The organism is Spongiactinospora sp. 9N601 (genome assembly GCF_044326295.1).
Classification (GTDB): domain Bacteria; phylum Actinomycetota; class Actinomycetes; order Streptosporangiales; family Streptosporangiaceae; genus Spongiactinospora; species Spongiactinospora gelatinilytica.
The window spans coordinates 482,317-500,640 of record NZ_JBIRBB010000003.1 but is presented as its reverse complement, the minus strand read 5'-3'; the positions used below and the strand labels follow the sequence as shown (position 1 = coordinate 500,640).

At 72.0% G+C, this 18,324-nt stretch carries 18 protein-coding genes; 8 read left to right on the top strand and 10 right to left on the bottom strand.

Translation table 11 applies throughout. The features are described 5' to 3' along the window. The first annotated feature begins 194 nt into the window (after window positions 1-194). A complete protein-coding gene (locus tag ACH34R_RS09255; protein WP_397560865.1) occupies window positions 195-2,519 on the top strand; it encodes a Tex family protein in 2,325 nt (774 codons plus the stop codon). Between the two features lie 284 nt (window positions 2,520-2,803). Beyond that, window positions 2,804-3,622 (top strand): pentapeptide repeat-containing protein, encoded by an 819-nt coding sequence (locus tag ACH34R_RS09250; protein ID WP_397561032.1) that lies wholly within the window; start codon window positions 2,804-2,806, stop codon window positions 3,620-3,622. Here the strand turns inward: ACH34R_RS09250 and ACH34R_RS09245 are convergent. Then, complete coding sequence (locus ACH34R_RS09245; protein ID WP_397560864.1) at window positions 3,574-4,725, bottom strand: winged helix DNA-binding domain-containing protein; 1,152 nt, start codon at window positions 4,723-4,725, stop codon at window positions 3,574-3,576. The genes ACH34R_RS09250 and ACH34R_RS09245 overlap by 49 nt on opposite strands. 13 nt (window positions 4,726-4,738) lie before the next feature. Further along, entirely contained in the window at window positions 4,739-5,044 is a 306-nt protein-coding gene (locus ACH34R_RS09240; protein WP_397560862.1) for a hypothetical protein, read from the bottom strand. Window positions 5,045-5,266: 222 nt separating this feature from the next. On the opposite strand from ACH34R_RS09240, the gene ACH34R_RS09235 reads away from it, so the two are divergent. Next, window positions 5,267-6,016: an SDR family NAD(P)-dependent oxidoreductase gene (locus ACH34R_RS09235; protein ID WP_397560860.1), complete on the top strand. Its 750-nt coding sequence runs from the start codon at window positions 5,267-5,269 to the stop codon at window positions 6,014-6,016. Between the two features lie 175 nt (window positions 6,017-6,191). On the opposite strand, the gene ACH34R_RS09230 is transcribed toward ACH34R_RS09235, so the two are convergent. Beyond that, complete coding sequence (locus tag ACH34R_RS09230) at window positions 6,192-7,412, bottom strand: ABC transporter ATP-binding protein (protein WP_397560858.1); 1,221 nt, start codon at window positions 7,410-7,412, stop codon at window positions 6,192-6,194. A gap of 178 nt (window positions 7,413-7,590) precedes the next feature. On the opposite strand from ACH34R_RS09230, the gene ACH34R_RS09225 reads away from it, so the two are divergent. Then, the gene (locus tag ACH34R_RS09225; RefSeq protein ID WP_111171780.1) at window positions 7,591-8,589 is read left to right on the top strand and encodes a LacI family DNA-binding transcriptional regulator; all 999 of its coding nucleotides are present in this window, start codon (window positions 7,591-7,593) and stop codon (window positions 8,587-8,589) included. A 39-nt stretch (window positions 8,590-8,628) separates the two neighbouring features. Here the strand turns inward: ACH34R_RS09225 and ACH34R_RS09220 are convergent, their stop codons facing one another. Further along, on the bottom strand, window positions 8,629-9,117 hold the full coding sequence (locus ACH34R_RS09220; RefSeq protein ID WP_397560856.1) for a glutathione peroxidase: 489 nt from the start codon (window positions 9,115-9,117) through the stop codon (window positions 8,629-8,631). A 592-nt stretch (window positions 9,118-9,709) separates the two neighbouring features. Between ACH34R_RS09220 and ACH34R_RS09215 the strand changes: the two genes are divergently transcribed. Further along, window positions 9,710-10,288, top strand: a complete 579-nt coding sequence (locus tag ACH34R_RS09215) for a lytic transglycosylase domain-containing protein (RefSeq protein ID WP_397560855.1) — start codon at window positions 9,710-9,712, stop codon at window positions 10,286-10,288. A gap of 77 nt (window positions 10,289-10,365) precedes the next feature. Here ACH34R_RS09215 and ACH34R_RS09210 read toward each other — a convergent pair whose 3' ends face one another. The 4 genes from ACH34R_RS09210 to ACH34R_RS09195 are packed head-to-tail and all read right to left on the bottom strand — an operon-like array spanning window position 10,366 to window position 11,945. Further along, on the bottom strand, window positions 10,366-10,713 hold the full coding sequence (locus ACH34R_RS09210) for a DUF202 domain-containing protein (protein WP_397560853.1): 348 nt from the start codon (window positions 10,711-10,713) through the stop codon (window positions 10,366-10,368). A 1-nt stretch (window position 10,714) separates the two neighbouring features. Further along, on the bottom strand, window positions 10,715-11,125 hold the full coding sequence (locus ACH34R_RS09205; RefSeq protein ID WP_397560851.1) for a YidH family protein: 411 nt from the start codon (window positions 11,123-11,125) through the stop codon (window positions 10,715-10,717). A gap of 50 nt (window positions 11,126-11,175) precedes the next feature. After that, a complete protein-coding gene (locus ACH34R_RS09200; RefSeq protein WP_397560850.1) occupies window positions 11,176-11,565 on the bottom strand; it encodes a hypothetical protein in 390 nt (129 codons plus the stop codon). Beyond that, the gene (locus ACH34R_RS09195; RefSeq protein ID WP_397560849.1) at window positions 11,550-11,945 is read right to left on the bottom strand and encodes a hypothetical protein; all 396 of its coding nucleotides are present in this window, start codon (window positions 11,943-11,945) and stop codon (window positions 11,550-11,552) included. The genes ACH34R_RS09200 and ACH34R_RS09195 overlap by 16 nt, the downstream gene beginning before the upstream one ends. A 122-nt stretch (window positions 11,946-12,067) precedes the next feature. On the opposite strand from ACH34R_RS09195, the gene ACH34R_RS09190 reads away from it, so the two are divergent. After that, window positions 12,068-12,325 carry a ubiquitin carboxyl-terminal hydrolase 14 gene (locus ACH34R_RS09190; protein ID WP_397560848.1) on the top strand — a complete coding sequence of 86 codons (258 nt, stop codon included), beginning with the start codon at window positions 12,068-12,070 and terminating at the stop codon, window positions 12,323-12,325. Window positions 12,326-12,347: 22 nt separating this feature from the next. On the opposite strand, the gene ACH34R_RS09185 is transcribed toward ACH34R_RS09190, so the two are convergent. Next, window positions 12,348-13,931, bottom strand: a complete 1,584-nt coding sequence (locus ACH34R_RS09185) for a Na+/H+ antiporter (protein ID WP_397560847.1) — start codon at window positions 13,929-13,931, stop codon at window positions 12,348-12,350. A 175-nt stretch (window positions 13,932-14,106) separates the two neighbouring features. Here ACH34R_RS09185 and ACH34R_RS09180 point away from each other — a divergent pair, with 175 nt between their 5' ends. Next, window positions 14,107-14,397 (top strand): transposase, encoded by a 291-nt coding sequence (locus ACH34R_RS09180; RefSeq protein WP_397560846.1) that lies wholly within the window; start codon window positions 14,107-14,109, stop codon window positions 14,395-14,397. A 10-nt stretch (window positions 14,398-14,407) separates the two neighbouring features. Here ACH34R_RS09180 and ACH34R_RS09175 read toward each other — a convergent pair whose 3' ends face one another. Beyond that, window positions 14,408-15,790 carry a hypothetical protein gene (locus ACH34R_RS09175; RefSeq protein ID WP_397560845.1) on the bottom strand — a complete coding sequence of 461 codons (1,383 nt, stop codon included), beginning with the start codon at window positions 15,788-15,790 and terminating at the stop codon, window positions 14,408-14,410. Window positions 15,791-16,307: 517 nt separating this feature from the next. Between ACH34R_RS09175 and ACH34R_RS09170 the strand changes: the two genes are divergently transcribed. Continuing rightward, entirely contained in the window at window positions 16,308-18,320 is a 2,013-nt protein-coding gene (locus ACH34R_RS09170) for an ATP-dependent DNA helicase (protein WP_397561031.1), read from the top strand. Window positions 18,321-18,324: the final 4 nt, after the last annotated feature.

The window sequence follows — 18,324 nt, the reverse complement described above, 5'->3', positions numbered from 1 at the left end:
CATACCCGCGAGGGCCGGTAGGCCGCAAAACATTCCGCAGAACAAAATGAATACACAGCCAGAGGCGGCTTAACTGAAGTCGACTGAAAGAGTCGGCCACCGCACCGGCCGGTCCCGCCGCGCCGGGGCCGCGCGACAAGTACGGCCGGATGGCGGCACAATCGTCCCCGGACCCAAGGGGGAAGGCGGAAGACGTGACCACGTCTATCGATCAGCGGATCGCCGAGGAGCTCGGCGTACGCGAGCGTCAGGTTCAGGCGGCCGTCGAGCTGCTCGACGGCGGGGCGACCGTGCCGTTCATCGCCCGCTACCGCAAGGAGGCTACCGGCGCGCTCGACGACACCCAGTTGCGCACGCTGGAGGAGCGGCTGCGTTACCTGCGCGAGCTGGAGGAGCGGCGCGCGGTGATCCTGGAGTCGATCCGCTCCCAGGGCAAGCTGGACGAGGCGCTGGAAGCCCAGATCATGGCCGCCGACTCCAAGGCCCGCCTGGAGGACATCTACCTGCCCTACAAGCCCAAGCGGCGGACCAAGGCGCAGATCGCCAGGGAGGCCGGCCTGGAGCCGCTGGCCGACAAGCTGCTCGGCGACCCCACCCTCGACCCGGCCGAGACCGCGGCCGGGTTCGTCACCGAGGAGGTCGCCGACGCGGCGGCGGCGCTGGAGGGCGCGCGGGCGATCCTGGTCGAGCGCTTCGGCGAGGACGCCGACCTCATCGGCGCCCTGCGCGAGCGGATGTGGTCGCGCGGCCGGCTGGTCTCGGCCGTACGCGAGGGCAAGGAGGAGGACGGCGCCAAGTTCTCCGACTACTTCGCGTTCGACGAGCCGTTCGCCAAGCTGCCCTCGCATCGCATCCTGGCCATGTTCCGCGGGGAGAAGGAAGAGTTCCTGACCCTCACGATGGACCCGCAGGAAGACGACGAGGGCGGTTATGAGGAGCGGATCGCCGCCCACGTGGGCATCGCCGACCACGGCCGCCCCGCCGACCGCTGGCTGACCGAGACCGTGCGCTGGGCCTGGCGCACCCGCATCCTGGTGCATCTCGGCATCGACCTGCGGATGCGGCTGTGGCAGGCGGCCGAGGAGGAGGCGGTCCGGGTGTTCGCCACCAACCTGCGCGACCTGCTGCTCGCCGCGCCGGCCGGCTCACGTACGACGATGGGCCTGGACCCGGGCTTCCGCACCGGCGTCAAGGTCGCGGTGGTCGACGCCACCGGCAAGGTCGTCGAGACCGCCACGATCTACCCCCACCAGCCGCAGCAGCGCTGGGACGAGGCGCTGGCCACCCTCGGGGCGCTGGTGAGCAAGCACGGCGTCGAGCTGATCGCGATCGGCAACGGCACCGCCTCCAGGGAGACCGACAAGCTGGCGGGCGAGCTGGTCAAGCTGGTCCACGGGCTGACGAAGATCGTGGTGTCCGAGGCGGGCGCCTCGGTCTACTCCGCCTCGGCGTACGCGGCCCAGGAGCTTCCCGGGATGGACGTCTCGCTGCGCGGGGCCGTCTCGATCGCGCGCCGCCTGCAGGACCCGCTCGCCGAGCTGGTGAAGATCGACCCCAAGTCCATCGGCGTCGGGCAGTACCAGCACGACGTGTCGGAGTCCAAGCTGTCGCGTTCGCTGGACGCGGTGGTGGAGGACGCCGTCAACGCGGTCGGCGTGGACGTCAACACCGCCTCGGCGCCGCTGCTCACCCGGGTCTCCGGAATCGGCTCCGGGCTGGCCGAGAACATCGTGCAGCACCGCGAGTCGCACGGCCCGTTCGGTTCGCGGGCGGCGCTGAAGGACGTGCCGAGGCTCGGCCCGAAGGCGTTCGAGCAGTGCGCGGGCTTCCTGCGCATCCGCGGCGGCGATGACCCGCTGGACACCTCCAGCGTCCACCCGGAGGCGTACCCCGTGGTCCGGCGCATCCTGACCGCCACCGGGAGCGACCTGCCCGCGCTGATCGGCAACGGCGCGGTGCTCCGCTCGCTCGACCCGGGCTCCTTCGTGGACGACACCTTCGGCCTGCCGACCGTCAGCGACATCCTGAAGGAACTGGAGAAGCCGGGGCGCGACCCGCGTCCGGCGTTCAAGACGGCCACCTTCGCCGACGGGGTCGAGAAGCTCTCCGACCTCAAGCCCGGCATGCGGCTCGAAGGCGTGGTCACCAACGTCGCGGCGTTCGGCGCGTTCGTGGACGTGGGGGTCCACCAGGACGGCCTGGTACACGTCTCGGCCATGTCGAAGAACTTCGTCAAGGATCCGCGTGACGTGGTGAAGCCGGGTGACATCGTCCGGGTGAAGGTCTTGGAGGTGGACATCCCGCGCAAGCGGATCTCGCTCACCCTGCGCCTGGAGGACGAGCCCGCGCCCGCCGAGGGGCGGCGCGACCGGCAGTCCGCGCCGCGCAACCAGCAGGGCGGCCGGGGCCGGCGTGGCGACCAGCCCCGCGACCGCCGCCGCGACCAGCCGCCGGCCACGGGCGCGATGGCCGAGGCCCTTCGCCGGGCCGGGCTCGACAAGAAGCTCGGCGGCAGGTGACCCGCCCCCGCCCGGCCCGGCCCGGTCCGTACGGCCGGGCCGGGCGGGTAGAATTCGGCGTTTCCGCAGGGCCGCAGGTGGCCCGCCGACGACGCACAGGAGTTCTGGACGTGCCCACGCCGCCCGATGAGATCCACCCGCATGGGGCCGCCACGCCGTCCGGGGCCGCCGCCGACCGGCACTCCGGCACGAGCCCGCCCACCCGGGGCCGCCGCACCGCGCGGCGAACGTCCCGGCCCGCCGCACCCCCGCCCGCGCGGGAGCAGCACTCCCGGCCCGGGGATCTGCGGGCGGATTGCGGCCGATGTTTCGGGTTGTGCTGCGTCGCGCCCGCTTTCGCGAAGTCGGCGGACTTCGCGATCGACAAGCCCGCCGGGCGTCCCTGCCCCAACCTGAAATCGGATTTCCGCTGCGGCGTCCACGCCACCCTGCGGGAACGCGGTTTCACCGGATGCACGGTGTTCGACTGCTTCGGCGCGGGACAGCAGGTCTCCCAGGTCACCTTCGGCGGCCGGGACTGGCGGGCGCACCCCGAGACGGCCGCGTCGATGTTCGGCGTGTTCGCCACCATGCGGCAACTGCACGAGCTGTTGTGGTACATCGGCGAAGCGCTCACGATGCCCGCCGCGCACGGGTTGCGGGACGACCTCGCCGCCGCGTACGCCGAGACCGAACGGCTGACCGGCGGCACCCCCGACGCGCTCGCCGAACTCGACCTGCGCGAGCATCGGGAAGAGGTCAACGCGCTGCTGCTCAAGGCCAGTGAGCTGGCCAGGGCCGGCCTGGCCAAGGGCCAGGGCCGCCGGCGCGGCGGCGGCAGGACGCCCGGCAAGCAGCTCAGGGGCGCGGACCTGGCCGGGGCCGACCTGCGCCGCGCCGATCTGCGGGGCGCGAATCTGCGCGGCGCGTTCCTCATCGGGGCCGACCTGCGCGGGGCCGATCTCAGGGCCGCCGACCTGATCGGGGCCGACCTGCGCGGCGCGAAGCTCGGCGGCGCCGACCTCACCGGAAGCATCTTCCTCATCCAGTCCCAGCTCGACGCCGCCCAAGGCGATCAGGCGACCCGGCTGCCCCCGGCGCTCGCCCGCCCCGCCCACTGGTGATCGCCCGCGTACCGGACGACGTGCCGGTCCGCGCCGGGCTCGCAGAACCGCAACAGGCGCGCGCCCTCCTCGGCCACCGCGTCCCGGCCGGCGATCAGCGCGAACTCCTCGATGGTCAGCACCGCCGTCGCGCCCTCCCGCGACACCTTCCACACACCGCGCACCCTGCCGTCCACCAGCACCGTCGCCTTCACCAGCGAACCGACGCAGACCCGCTTGCGGTCCTCGGCGCTCATCAGCCGGGTCCGGTCGGCGTAGGCGACGATGAGATCATCGTATTCAGGGAGGAACCGGACGGGGGCGGGCTCGGCGGGGTCCGCCGGCGGCAGGTCAGGCAGGTCGAAAAGCTCCTGTCCGGCCTCGTCGGCGTACACCGTGAGCGCGGGGCGGAGCCGGGCGAACGCGGCGTCCATCCTGCGCAGCCCCGACCAGATCTGGAAGTCCCGCACGCTCGCCGGGCCGAAGGCGGCCAGGTAGCGGCGGATCAGTTCGGCGACCGGACGATCATCGTCCATGGGCGCGCCGATCCACTCCTCGGCCAGGGTGAAGGGGGTCGCACCGCCGCGCCCCCAGGTGCCGCTCGGCGGTTCGTGGATCACCGGGACCACCGCCTGCGCCGTCCATCCGAGCGCGCCGCCGTCGCGGCCGGGCCAGCGCTCGGCCAGCAGCGCGCCGAGCCGGGCCCTGGTGAGCGTGCGCCCGGTGAGCAGGGAACGGGTGAGCGCGGCGAGTTCGTCCAGGTCGATGCCGGCGGTCTGGCGGCCGTACGCCGCCTGCCGGCCCCGGTCCAGCGCCGGGCGCACCATCGGGCGCAACCACAGGAAGTCGTCCGCGGCGGCGATGTGCTGGGTGCCGCGCAGCATCGAGGAGCGCACGACCGCGCGGTCGTACAGCGCCCGGGTCAGGTCGTCGCGGGCGAATGTGGCCAGCCGGGTCCACAGGCCGATGTACGGCGAGGCGGTGGCCTGCGCCTGTAGTGCGACAAGGTGGCGCACGGCGTCGAGCGCCGGCCGCTCGGCCCGCCGGAGCAGCCATTGCCGCGCCAGCGTGGTCCGGTTGAGGGTGCGCCGATCGATGACCCGTTTCGCGTTCGCCGTCTTCATGCCCCCGACTGTGTCAGGAGTGGCGGCAAGGTTCGTTCCGCGTTTGGCGGTGAGAATGCCGCATGACGCGGCCGGCCGCCTCGGGGTCCAGAACGGCCATGAGGAACCGCGCGCGGGAGGCGGCCCGGGCCCTGGCCCGCTCGGCGCGTTCGCGCCGGGCCCGCCGGCGCTGGACGGCCTGCACGGTCAGGACCACCCCGGCCACCGCGATCACGAAGACGGCCAGCAGCGCCACCACCGGGCCGGGCGGATCGCCGACGATGACGAAGGTCTCCAGCACGGCGAGCACCGCGAGCCCGGCCGCGCTTCCCAGCGCCACCCATAACGCACGCAGCCGGCCGCGCCGGAACGGACGGGACCGGGGAGCAGCCGGTCGTGGGGTACGGGGGCCCTCAGCACGGGGAGATCCTTCCATTGGGCGAGATACCTCCGCTTCGAGGGATTTTGAGGTAGTTATGCCCCTTTCTTGGCTATATCCCCCGTTTGCCGGTCCGGCGCGTACCGGCGGGCGGCGCCGCCTACGGACCGTTACGCTGCATTCATGCCAACCGCTCTGATCACCGGCGCGACCGCCGGCATCGGCGCCGCGTTCGCCCGCCGCCTGGCGGCGGACGGGTTCTCCCTGGTCCTGGTGTCGCGCGACGCCGCACGGCTGGAGGAGACCGCGGCCGGGCTCACCCTCCGCTACGGTGTGCCGGCCCGCGCGCTGCCCGCCGACCTGGCCCGCGAACAGGACCTCGCCCGGGTGGCGGACCGGCTGCGCGAGGGGATCGACCTGCTGGTGAACAACGCGGGCTTCGCCCTCAGCGGCTCGTTCACCGAGGTATCCGCCGACGAGGAGGCCCGGATGCTGCGGGTGCACTGCGAGGCGGTGCTCCGGCTGACGCTCGCCGCCGTGCCGTGGATGCGCTCCCGCGGGCGGGGCGGCGTGATCAACGTCGGATCGGTGGCGGGGTTCTTCCCGAACGGCACCTACAGCGCGACCAAGGCGTGGGTGGCGACCTTCAGCGCGTCGGCCGGGGCCGAACTGGCCGGCTCAGGGGTACGGGTCATGGCGCTCTGCCCTGGTTTCGTGCGCACGGAGTTCCATCAGCGGGTCGGGATGGACACCTCCGGCATCCCAGACCATCTATGGCTGGACGCGGACCGCGTGGCACGTACGGCGATGCGCGACCTGGCCCTCGGCAAGCTGATCAGCATCCCGACGCTGCGCTACAAGGCGATCGCCGCCTGCGCCCGGCTGGTCCCGCCCGCTCTGGCGGCCCGCCTCGCCGCCCGCGTCGATCACTGATCCGGCCGCGGTTCCCGGGAATGCGAGAGGCCCTCACCGTGGGAGGGGGTCACAGCGAGGGCCTCTCGGTCGTGCGCCCAGGGGCGTCTGTCGGGCCGGCGTCCGGGCCTTGAGCCCGGACGGCGGCCGGTGGTGGTCACCGGGCCCCGCCAGGCGGCCCGGTGACCCGTGCGGGTCAGCGTCCGACGTTGGCCGGGTGGCCGATCGCCAGACCGGAGCCCTGGTCGAAGAAGTGCAGGTTGTGGGTGTCCACGACCAGCTCGGTCTGCTGGCCGGGACGCACGTGGCTGCGGGCGTTGACCCGGGCGGTCCACAGGGACTTGTCGCCCGCCAGCGGGATCGGCTCGCCGTCCTCGTCGGCGTCCTTGGCGGCCACGGTGTCCTTGTGCTCGACCGGCGGGGCGTCGATCAGGAACAGCACGTTGATCTCGCTGCCCAGCTCCTCGGTGACCTCCGCGCGGACCGGCAGCCGTGCCCACCCGGCACCGGTGTGCCCGTTGGCGGCGGCGGCGTCCTCGAAGTCGGAGGGGCGGATGCCCAAGATGACCTTCCGGCCGAGGTACTGGTCCAGGCCGGGCTTCTCGGTGAACGTCGAGGCGGGCACCGGCAGCCGGAACCCGGCGAACGCGGCGGCGGCGCCGCCGTCCGCCTGGACCAGCTCGGCGGTCACGAAGTTCATCGACGGCGAGCCCATGAAGCCGGCCACGAACAGGTTGACCGGGTTGTCGAAGAGGTTCTGCGGAGTGTCGACCTGCTGGAGGATGCCATCGCGCAGCACGCAGACCCGGTCGCCGAGGGTCATGGCCTCGACCTGGTCGTGGGTGACGTAGACGGTGGTGACGCCCAGGCGCTCGTGCATCTGGTTGAGCGAGGCGCGCATCGAGACGCGCAGCTTGGCGTCGAGGTTGGACAGCGGCTCGTCCATCAGGAACGCCTGCGGCTCACGGACGATGGCCCGGCCCATCGCGACACGCTGGCGCTGGCCACCGGACAGCGCGGCCGGCTTGCGCTTGAGGTACTGCTCCAGGCCGAGCATCTTGGCGGCGTCGTTGACCCGCTTCTGGATCTCGGGCTTGGGCATCTTGCGGAGCTTCAGGCCGAAGGCGAGGTTCTCCGCGACCGTCATGTGCGGGTAGAGCGCGTAGTTCTGGAAGACCATGGCGATGTCACGGTCCTTGGGGGGCAGGTGGTTGACCACCTTCTCGCCGATCGCGATCTCGCCCCCGCTGATGTCCTCCAGGCCGGCGATCATCCGGAGCGCGGTCGACTTGCCGCACCCGGAGGGGCCGACGAGGACCATGAACTCGCCGTCCTTGATCTCCAGATTGAGACCGTTCACGGCCTTGACGCCGCCGGCGTAGATCTTGTCGACGTTGCTCAGAACGATGGATGCCATGACAGTCCTTCACGCGCGCGGGTGCGGCCCGGTTTTCCGTAGGGATCACCACGGATGTGGATACGTTTTCATGCATCTCACCTGAAACGGACATCGCTGTCAAGACCCGCTAGGTCACCAGCCGTTTCGTTACCAAGCGGGCTGGCCTGGACCTGGAATACATGATGGAATCGTTTCCATGAAAACGCGGACGACCATCAAGGACGTGGCGGAGGCGGCGGGCGTCGGGGTGGCCACCGTCTCCCGGGTGCTGTCCGGCGGATCGGCGAGCCAGCCGACCAGGGAACGGGTGCTGGCCGTCGCGGCGGAGCTCGACTACCGGCCCAGCGCGCTCGGGCGCAACCTGCGCCAGCGCCGCACGGGAGGGATCGGCCTGCTCGTCCCCGACATCACCGACTCCTTCCACGGCCGGGTCGCCGACGGGGTGCTGGCCTGCGCGAGGGCCGCGGGCGAACCGGTCATTCTGGGCGCGACCGGCGACGACGCGGAGAGCGAGGCGGAGCTGATCGGCGTCCTGCTGGAACAGGGCGTGGAACGCGTCATCGCGGTGCCGTCCGGCGCCCCCGAGCCCTGGGGGCCGGCGATCCGGGCCGGGATGACGGTGGTCTTCGCCGACCGGAGGGTCATCAGCCGTGACAACGCGCTGAGCGCGGTGCCCGCGGTCCTCGCCGACGAGCGCGCGGGCGTGCGCAACGCGGTGGAGTACCTGGTGGGGCTGGGCCACCGGCGGATCGCCTATCTGGGCGGCGTGGGGCAGCCGCAGCGCGCGGCGGCGTTCCGCGACACGCTGACGGCGCTGGGGATCGCGATCGACGAGGAGCTGATCGTCTTCGGCCGGGGAACGCGCGACTCGGCCTACGCCGCCGCGTCCGGGCTCTTCCAGCACCGGCCCGACCTGACGGGGGTCATCGCGGGCGGCAACGTACTCGGGGAGGCGGCCGTGCTGGCCGCGCGGGAGCTGGATCTGCGGGTGCCGCGGGACGTGTCACTGATCATGTTCGACGACGTGCCGTGGGCCGAACTGTGCGCGCCGCCGCTCACCGTGATCGCCCCGCCCGCGCAGGACATCGGCTACCGCGCCGCCGAGCTGGTGCTGCGTACGGCGGGCCGCCGGACGCGCGGCGTCCGGCTGCCCACCGAGCTGATCATCCGCGGGAGCTGCGGCCCCCGCAGGTGAGGCCGGGCGGGAGGGGCCGCGCCGTACGGCGCGGCGGCCTCAGCCGACGGCCTTCTCGATGGCCTCGGTGATCGCCGGGTCTGCGGGCTCGGTACGCGGGCGGAAGCGGCCGACCACGTTGCCCTCGCGATCCAGGAGGAACTTCTCGAAGTTCCACTGGATGTCGCCCGCCTGCCCATCGGCGTCGGGCACGGCGGTCAGCTCGGTGTAGAGGGGGTGCCGGCCGTCGCCGTTCACCTCGGACTTGGCCAGCAGCGGGAAGTCGACCCCGTAGGTGGCCGAGCAGAACTCCTGGATCTCCTCGGCGCTGCCCGGCTCCTGTCCCGCGAACTGGTTGCACGGCACGCCGACGACGGTGAAGCCGCGCTCGCCGTAGCGCTGCTGGAGCTCGACCAGGCCGGAGTACTGCGGGGTGAGGCCGCACTTGGAGGCGACGTTGACGACGAGCACGGCCTTGTCGCCCGCGAGCTCGGCGAGCGTGGTGGGGGCGTCCGACAGGGTGCGGACCGGGATGTCACGAACATTCATGATCTCCAGCCTACAGTGGCTCGGCGGCGCGCGGCGGCGCGACGAACACCTCTCAACCCCCATCAAATTCACCGTCGTTCACAAAAGCCAATGAATCAACCATTAAGCGGTTCTAACTCCAATCTTTCCAAATATCGTGGACCGGCCTTCCGGAGGGCGTCAACCGCCGTACCAGGCCGTGCGCGGCGCGCCGCCCGGTACGCCCGGCACCCCGCCCCGCCAGCGCCCGGCCCCGGCCCGGCGGCGCTCGTCCCACTGGCCTGCCGATGCCGGGCAATGTCCCGGCCATCCGGATCGCGGGCCGGTAAAACGCGCGGAACGCCCTCGTACGGCATCGGCGGTTCCTCGGCAAATTTCCGTCCTTTACGTGTCGCGGGAAACGCCGGACGGCGTGGGCCGCGTATTTCAATCCGCTTGAGAGGAATCCGTCGCGGCGCCTTCCGGAACACCTTCGCGAGAGGTGTCAAGGTCCGGCCGGCCACGCGGGCCCGCCTCGCCCGAATCCACGGGCGTGGACGGGCGGCGCACGCGGGCGAACGGAACGTCCGGTCGCCCGCGTGCCCCCGCACGCGACCCGACGACAAGGACCCAAGTGGACAGCTACCGAGTACTGCGAAACGCAGCGGCGACCTTGCTCGCCGCGGTGACCATCACCGGAGGCCACGCCACCCCCGCCCAGGCCGACAGAGACCTCGACCGGACCGACGCCGAATCGAACCGCCAGGAACCGCCCGCGCTCGACCCGGCCGCCCACGAGGAGACCAGCTACGAGCCGGAAGTGCCGCGAATACAGCAGGTCACCCCGGAGCGGATCTACAAGCGCAGATGGAGCACCTCGGCCAGGCCGAGGCCGAGAATCCAGGTGCCGGCGATCAAGAACAAGGCCATCGCCTTCCGCATCGTCGTGCAGCGCGCCTGGACCGTGCGGCAGTTCCGCTGCCTGGACAGCCTGTGGACCCGCGAGAGCAACTGGAACCACCGCGCCACCAACAGCTCCTCAGGGGCGTACGGCATTCCGCAGGCCCTGCCCGCCGCCAAGATGGCGGGCGCCGGCTGGGACTGGCGGTCCAACCCCGTCACCCAGATCCGGTGGGGCCTTACCTACATCAAGGGCCGGTACGGCTCGCCGTGCGGCGCGTGGGGCCACTTCCGCGCCCACAACTGGTACTGACGCCGGGAGCGCCCAGGGGAAGGGCGCGCTCCCGCGGCGGTGCCCCGCGGGCCGGCCGGAGACCGCCCGCCCTCGCCCTAACGGGTCAGCAGGGCTGCCGCCTCGGCCATCACGAACACGGCCGCGCCCGCGGCCACGGCGAGCACGCCATACCAGGCCAGCACGGCGTCGGCCCGGTGGTCGAGCGGGCGTCCTTCGTGCAGCGCGCGCTGGACGCGCCGGTAGCGCACGCCCGTACGGGCGAGCAGCACGCCACCGAACAGCGTGGCCAGTACGAAGGCGGCGACGGACAGTGGGTTCGCGCCGCTTCGCAGGACCATCCCGGCGGCGCCGAGCCCGCCCGCGGCCAGCACGGTCGCGGTCCGGACCCAGGCCAGCCTGGTCCGCTCGCTCTGCAGCCCCTCGTCCCACAGCGGTCGCGGCATGTCAGAGCGCGAGCAGGATGAGGACGAGGGCCAGTACGGCGACCGCCGCCACGCCGTACCCGAACACGGCGGCGAGGGCGGGCGGCGGCAGCGGCCTGGCGGTGCGCAGCGCCCGCTGCACGCGCCGCCAGCGCGGATAGGCCATGCCCGCGGCCACCGCCGCCAGCATCACCAGGACGACCGCCATGACCGTGCGCAGCCAGGGCGTGAACGCCGCGGCCGGGACCGCGGCTATCGCCACCCCTCCCGCGCTGAGCGCCAGCGAGGTGCTGAGCCAGGTCAGGAACGTACGCTCGTTGGCCAGCGTGAACCGCGGGTCCGGTTCCTTGCCCGGCGCGGTGTCGGCGGTGTCGGCGGTGTGCGCGGGATCGGGGTGAGACCCCCGGGTCCCCCGCGATCCTTGAGCATTCATACCAGAAAGGCTATTTCCGCCACATTTCCCCTAGACAACCCGGGATAGCGTCAGTCCATGACGCAGGCGGCGGCGATCACCTGAAGGTACTTCGCGGTGGTGGCGGCCACCTCGCGGCCGGCCCGCGCCGAATCGGCGACCTCCAGCTCGCGGTAGGCGGTGGCCAGCCCCTCAAGCGCCTCGCGCAGGGTCTTCTCCCCCGCCTTCTCGGCGACGTCGTCGAGCCGGCCGGCCGCCTGGTCCAGGCGCTTTTCGACCTCTGCGGGGGCGCGGCCCTGGATCTCCTCCGGGGTCTGCTTGGCGATGGCGACCGCCTCGTCGCACGCCTGGACGCGGGCCAGCGCCCCACCGACCTCGCCCACCTCACCGCACCCGGCCGCGCTCACCACCATCACCAGCAACGCGACGGGGAGGAGCGCGCGCGTCACGAGCCGCCGCACGCCCGGGTGATGTCGCCGAGGTACTTGGCGGTGTCGGCGGCGGCCCGCTGCGCGGCGTCGACCGCCGAGTTGACGTCGCTGACGTCGAGGTTCTGGTAGGACTTGGCCAGCCCCTCCATCGCCTCGCGCAGGGTCGTGTCACCGGCCTTGGCCGCGCCGTCCTCCAGCTTGGTCGCCGCGTCGTTGAGGGCCTTCTCCAACTCTTGGGGGTTGTTGGCCAGGCTCACCGCCTTGGACGTGATCTCACCGGCGATCTTGGTGGCCTCCAGGCACGCCTGAGCCTTGTCGACCGTGCCGCTGACCTCCTGGAGCTCACCGCACCCGGTCAGTAAGACGGCCACGGCGGAGAGGGGAAGGACCACGCGGGGAATAAGTCGCATGCCTGAGACCCTACCCAAGCCGCTTCTCCCGTGTGGTGACGAAGAGACACCCGATAACGCGCACGGCTCTAGAAACTAGGATCGATTCGAGGAACGAGAATGGGCGGTTTCAAGGGGGGATCATGTCCGCTTGTGAGCACATGGTGGCGGCAGACGATCCGGCAGCGCGCACGCCGGAAGGGTGCGAGGAGTGCCTGAAGGTCGGCGCGCGCTGGGTCCACCTGCGGCGCTGCCTGGAATGCGGCCATATCGGGTGTTGTGACTCCTCACCCCTGCGGCACGCCACGGCGCACTTCAACGAGACGGGCCATCCGGTGATCCGGTCCTTCGAGCCGGGCGAGGAATGGCGCTGGTGCTTCGTCGATCAGTCGATCGGCTGACCGGCACACCTCTGGGCGGTGATCAGTCGCGTTCCAGGATGGCCTCCTCGAAGTCCAGTTCCTGCATCACGCGGCGAAGTACCTCGTCGTCGATGCGCCGCTCGTCGCGCAGCCGTACGAACACCTCGCGCTCGGCGGTGAGCATCGCGCGGCGCATGCGCCGGTAGGCCGCGCTCGGGGTCTCCTCGCCCTCCTGCCCGGTGCCGCCGCCGAGCCGTTCCCAGGCGTTCAGTGTGCGGCGCTCCTCCTTGGCCCGGAGCTGGCCGATCACCTCGGCGTGGACGGAACTCGCGGTGGCCTGGTCGGGCAGGGTGGCCAGCGCGGCGGTGGCGGCGGCCTGCTGCGCGGCGGCCTCGGCCAGGTTGTCGTCGTACACCTCGCGGTCACTGGTGATCTTGAGTCGCCGGATCAGGGTGGGGAACGTCAGTCCCTGTACCAGCAGCGTGCCGATCACCACCGCGAACGTGAGGAAGAGCAGCAGCGCGCGCCCCTCCAGGTCCTCCGGCAGCGTGGACGCCGCGGCCAGCGACACCACGCCGCGCATGCCCGCCCAGGACACCGCCACGATCCTCGGGAAGGACTGCGTCCCCTCGCGCTCACGGATCTTCTTCGACAGGATGGGCGGCAGCGCCGCGGCGGGCACCATCCAGACGAACCGGGTCGCCACCGCCGTTCCGAAGATCGCCAGGGCGTAACCGGCGAGCGTCCACGGATCGTGGACCTTGAGCGCGTCGCTGACGATGCTGTGCAGTTGCAGCCCGATCAGCGCGAACACGATCGTCTCCAGGAAGAAGGCGATCACCCGCCAGAGCGCGTCGGACAGCAGCCGCGTGCCGAACCCGGCCCGGTGCATCCGATGGCCGATGTAGAGGCCGACGATCACGACGGAGATCACCCCGGACGCGTGTACCACCTCGGCCGCCAGATAGGCGGCGAACGGGATGAGCAGCATGATCGTGTTCTCGACCAGCGGATCTCGGATGCGCTCCAGGACCCAGCCCAGCGCCCAGGCGACGGCAAGGCCGATCAGCACGCCGCCGACGGCCGCGACGAGGAAATCGAGGACCCCGCCGAGCAGAGTGATGCCCTGGCCCATCGCGGCGGCGATGGCCACCCGGTAGACCGTCAGGGCGGTGGCGTCGTTGAACAGGCTCTCGCCGACCAGGATGGTGATCATGCGCCGGGGCAGCCCGAGCCGCCTGGCCACCGCCACCGCGGCCACGGCGTCGGGCGGCGCGACGATCGCCCCCAGCGCGAAGGCGGCGGCCAGGCCGAGCTGCGGGATCAGCAGGTGCATGACCACGCCGATCACCAGGGTGGTGAACAGCACCAGGCCGACCGACAGCAGGCCCACCGCGCGCTTGAAGTCGCGCAGGCGCAGGAAGGAGCTGTCCAGGGCGGCGGAGTAGAGCAGTGGGGGCAGGAAGACCAGCAGCACGATCTCGGGGTCCAGCCGGTACACCGGCACCCCGGGCACGAACGACACCAACAGCCCCGCCGCCACCAGGACCAGCGGCGCCGGCCAATCCCGGCGCCTGGCAACGGCGGCGAGCGCTATCGCCCCGGCGGCGAGAGCGAGCAGGCGCAACCCCGTCGCAGCGTCCACATGACCTCCAACGCCTCGTCGGAGATCAGATTACGACCCGCCCGGCCCCATCCCCGGGCACCGGACACCGGACACCCCAGCGCGGCTTGAGGCCAAAGCGGATACTCCGGTGTATCCAACTCCACATTGATCACCTACCGCGCCGAGGTACGCCGGCTCACCGGTCGCCGCCCACATGGCGAAGAAGAAACCGCGCCGGCGGCGGTCCTTCACACCGGAGTTCAGGGCGGAGATCGTCGAGTTGTGCCGACGGGGGGATCGATCGATCAGCGAGGTGGCCAAGAACTTCGATCCGACCGAGACCTCGGTGCGGCAGTGGGCGCGCCAGGCCGAGATCGACGCGGATGAGCGGAACGAGCTGACCACCACATCGTTGGTGTCCGCCAAAGCGGAGCAAGCTCACAGGCCCCGCCGTACACCGACGTCGGCTGAAGTCCGGCACAGGGAAGCGCCCGAGCGACAGTGAGGGCCGCGGGTCACCAGTCGCGGCGGTCGTCGCGGGGGTCGTGGCCCTGTTCGGGGCGCAGGCGCTCGCCGGTGGCGAAGAGGGAGTCGCTGGGGTACTGGCGCGGGGGCTGCTGGGCGTCGGGCTGGTAGTAGTCGTCGCCTTCGGGGCGGCCCTGGGTGCCGATGCCCAGCGGATCGTCCGGGTCGACGCCGGAGTAGCCCTGGGGGTCTTCCTCCTGGTAGCGCCTGCCGCGCTCGCCCCCACCGTAGCCGGGGTCATCGTCGCCATAGCCGGACGTCCCGTACGGGTCGGGATGAGGGATCTGCCTGCCGTGCTGGTCGGGCGACGTGGAGTACTGTTCCGCGGTGTAGGCGTCGGGCTGGGTGCCGTAGCGGTCGCCGTAGTCGCCCTGTCCCGCGGGCGGCTGGGGCGACTCGGCGTAGGCCGCGTGATCGTCCACCTCGGAGGCGGAGAAGCCGTAGGGGTCGGTCGCGGGCCCTCCCGTGCCCCGGCCGCGCCGGGCGCCGCCCGGCGGCGCGGACTGGTAGCCGGTCTCCCGGCCCTCCGCGTAGCCGGGATCGGGCAGGGGCTGGTAGCCCGTGTCGCCGCCACCGGCATAGCCCGTGTCAGGAGCCGTCTGGTAGCCGGTGTCGGACTGGTAGCCCAGGTCGGAACCGCCCGCATACCCCAGATCGGGTGCGTTCTGATAACCGGTGTCGGACTGGTAGCCCGCGTCCGGCCCGGGGTGGTACCCCGTGTCGGAGCCCCCGGGATATCCGGTGTCCGGATAGCCGGGGTCCTGGTAGGCGGGGTCGGGGTGGTAGGCCGGGTCGGTGCCCGCGGGCTGGCGGCCGTACGGGAGGGAGTCGCCGACGATGAGGTTCTCCCTGGGGACGGCATCGGACGTGGTGTTGTAGCTCGCCACCAGTTTGTCCGGGCCGGGCGTGCCGCGCGCGACGAGCACGTCGCTCGGGCCGCCGCCGCCGCGCTGCGGGCGCTCCTCGGCCGCGATCGGCGGCGCGACCTGCGTCTCCTGCTCCGGGTAGTGGCCGCCTTGGTAGTCGTCCTCGCCACCCTGGTAGTCGGCGGCATAGTCGTCCTGCCGGGGGCGGGCGTAGTGGCCCGTCTCGGGATAGTCGCCGGAGTAGTGCTCCCCTTCCTGGGGCTGGACGGCGTGCTGACCGGATTCGACCAACTGGTCGCCCCCGGCCTCGACGTACCCGTCGTCAAGGGTGTCGATCAACCGGCCGACGTCTTCCAGCGGCATGCGGAAACTGGCGGTGCACATCTCACCCCGCCAGAGGCTCAGTACGAGGGTTCCGTCGTGCCACGTGACCCGGAGCACCCGCTCCTGACCACGCGAATCAAAGAAAACCTCGCCGAACGACGGCAACGGGACAACTTCCGACATGGAGGACATAGTGCTTTAACCAGCCTTTATTCGTCCACTCGACCCCGGAAAACCCTACCGAACCGGCGTTCTCGCCTCTCCCGCTGACCCCACCAGGATACAGAACGAAGATCAGACATACCTTCCCCTTCCCGGTGGAGACGCAATGCGGGACTTGCCGCAAGTGTGCCACGCCGCCTCCCGTCCACGTCCGGTGAACGCCGCAATGGCACCCCCGTCCGTACGGCGGGGCGGGGCTCGCGGCGGTCGTCCACAGGCCGGTGGCGGCGGCCCGGCTTCATCCACAGAGCGGCACGGGCGGCCCGGCGAGCGGGTAGCGTTGACTGCCGTGCCCGACCAGATCGCACCCGACCAGACCCCAGGTGACGCCCTCGCAGCGGTAGCGGCCGGCGAGGCCGGAGCCGTGCCCGCCGACCCCGGCCAGGCGAATACGCCGGACAAGCCCGCCAAGAGCGGCAAGCCGGACAAGCCAGGCAGATCTGCCAAGGGCAAGGGGGGCGAGGGCGACGGCCCCGCGCTGCCGTCCGCCACCGACCTGCTCGCCGTGGCCGTGCGCGCGCTCGGCGGCAGTGAGCGCCCCGGCCAGGTGCGGATGACGCAGTCGGTCCAGCGGGCCATCGACGCGGGCGACCACGTCGCGGTGCAGGCGGGCACCGGCACCGGCAAGTCGCTGGCCTACCTCGTCCCCGCGATCCGGCACGCGATGATCACCGGCTCGGCCGTCGTGGTCTCCACCGCCACCATCGCGCTACAGCGCCAGCTCGTCGATCGCGACCTGCCCCGGCTGGCCGAGGCCCTGGCCCCCGAGCTGCCGCACGAGCCCGACTTCGCGATCCTCAAGGGCCGGCGTAACTACCTGTGCCGTTACAAGGTCACCGCGGGCTGGCCGGAAGACGAGCCCGACCAGCTCTTCGACCCCCGCGAGGTGAGCGCCACCGGCCGCATGGTGCAGCGCATCCAGGAGTGGGCGGAGACCACCGAGACCGGCGACCGCGACGAGCTGGTGCCCGGGGTCAACGAGCAGGCGTGGCGGCAGTTCTCGGTGAGCGCCAGGGAGTGCCTGGGCGCGCAGCGCTGCCCGAGCGGGGCCGAGTGCTTCGCCGAGCTGGCCAGGGAGCGCGCGGGCAAGGTCGATGTCGTGGTCACCAACCACGCGCTGCTGGCCATCGACGCCATGGAGGAGTTCGAGGTGCTCCCCGAACACGACGTCGTGGTGGTGGACGAGGCGCACGAGCTGGTCGACCGGGTCACCTCGGTGGTGACCGACGAGTTGTCCGGCGCGGCCGTCGGCCTGGCCGTGCGCCGGGTGGCCAAGCTCATCGAGCAGGCCACCGCCGACCGCCTTCAGGAGGCGGGCGAGACGCTGGAGGCGCTGCTCGGCGCCGCGCCCGCCGGCCGGGTGGACGACCTGCCGCCGGTGCTCGGCACGACCCTCGCGCTGGTACGCGACGCCGCCGCCGCGTGCGTCACCGCCCTCGGGCCGCGCGGCGGCGACCGTTCCGGCGGCGCTGCCCGCGACGCGGGCAAGGACGCCGAGGACATGGGCCTGCGCAAGGCGGCGTTCACCGCGCTGGACGAGGTCCACGACACCGCGCAGCGGATGCTCGACGCCTACGGCCACGAGCGGGAGATCGACCGGGCCGAGGTGGTCTGGCTGCTGGAGGCCACCGACCGCCGCCCGGCCACGCTGCGGGTCGCGCCGCTGACGGTCGCGGGCATGCTGCGGGACAACCTGTTCGGCGACCGCACGGTGGTGCTGACCTCCGCGACGCTCGCCCTCGGCGGCTCCTTCGACGGGCTGGCCCGCCAGTGGGGGCTCGGCGAGCCCGCCGCCGGGGAGGGCGGGGCCGAGACCAAGGGCGCGGGCTGGACCGGCCTCGACGTCGGCTCGCCGTTCGACCATCCGCGCAGCGGCATCCTCTACGTCGCCAAGCACCTGCCCCAGCCGGGACGGGACGGCCTGCCGCAGCCCTACCTGGACGAGATCGCCGAGCTGATCGAGGCGGCGGGTGGGCGCACCCTCGGGCTGTTCTCCTCGATGCGCGCCGCCAAGGCCGCCACCGAGGCGCTGCGCGACCGGCTCGACGTCCCGCTGCTGTGCCAGGGCGACGACTCCACGATGCTGCTGGTCAAGCAGTTCGCCGAGGACGAGCCGACCTGCCTGTTCGGCACGCTGTCGCTGTGGCAGGGGGTGGACGTGCCGGGGCCGTCCCTGCGTCTGGTGATCATCGACCGCATTCCGTTCCCCCGGCCCGACGACCCGCTCACCTCCGCCAGGCAGCGGCACGTCGCGGCCAAGGGCGGCAACGGCTTCATGTCGGTGGCGGCCACGCACGCGGCGCTGCTGCTCGCCCAGGGCGCGGGGCGGCTGCTGCGGTCGCAGACCGACAAGGGCGTGGTGGCGATCCTCGACCCGCGCCTGGAGACGGCCCGCTACGGAAGCTTCCTGCGGGCCTCGCTCCCGCCGTTCTGGAGCACCAACGACCCGGCGCTCGTGCGCGGCGCGCTCAAGCGCCTCGCCGCCGGCTGATCTC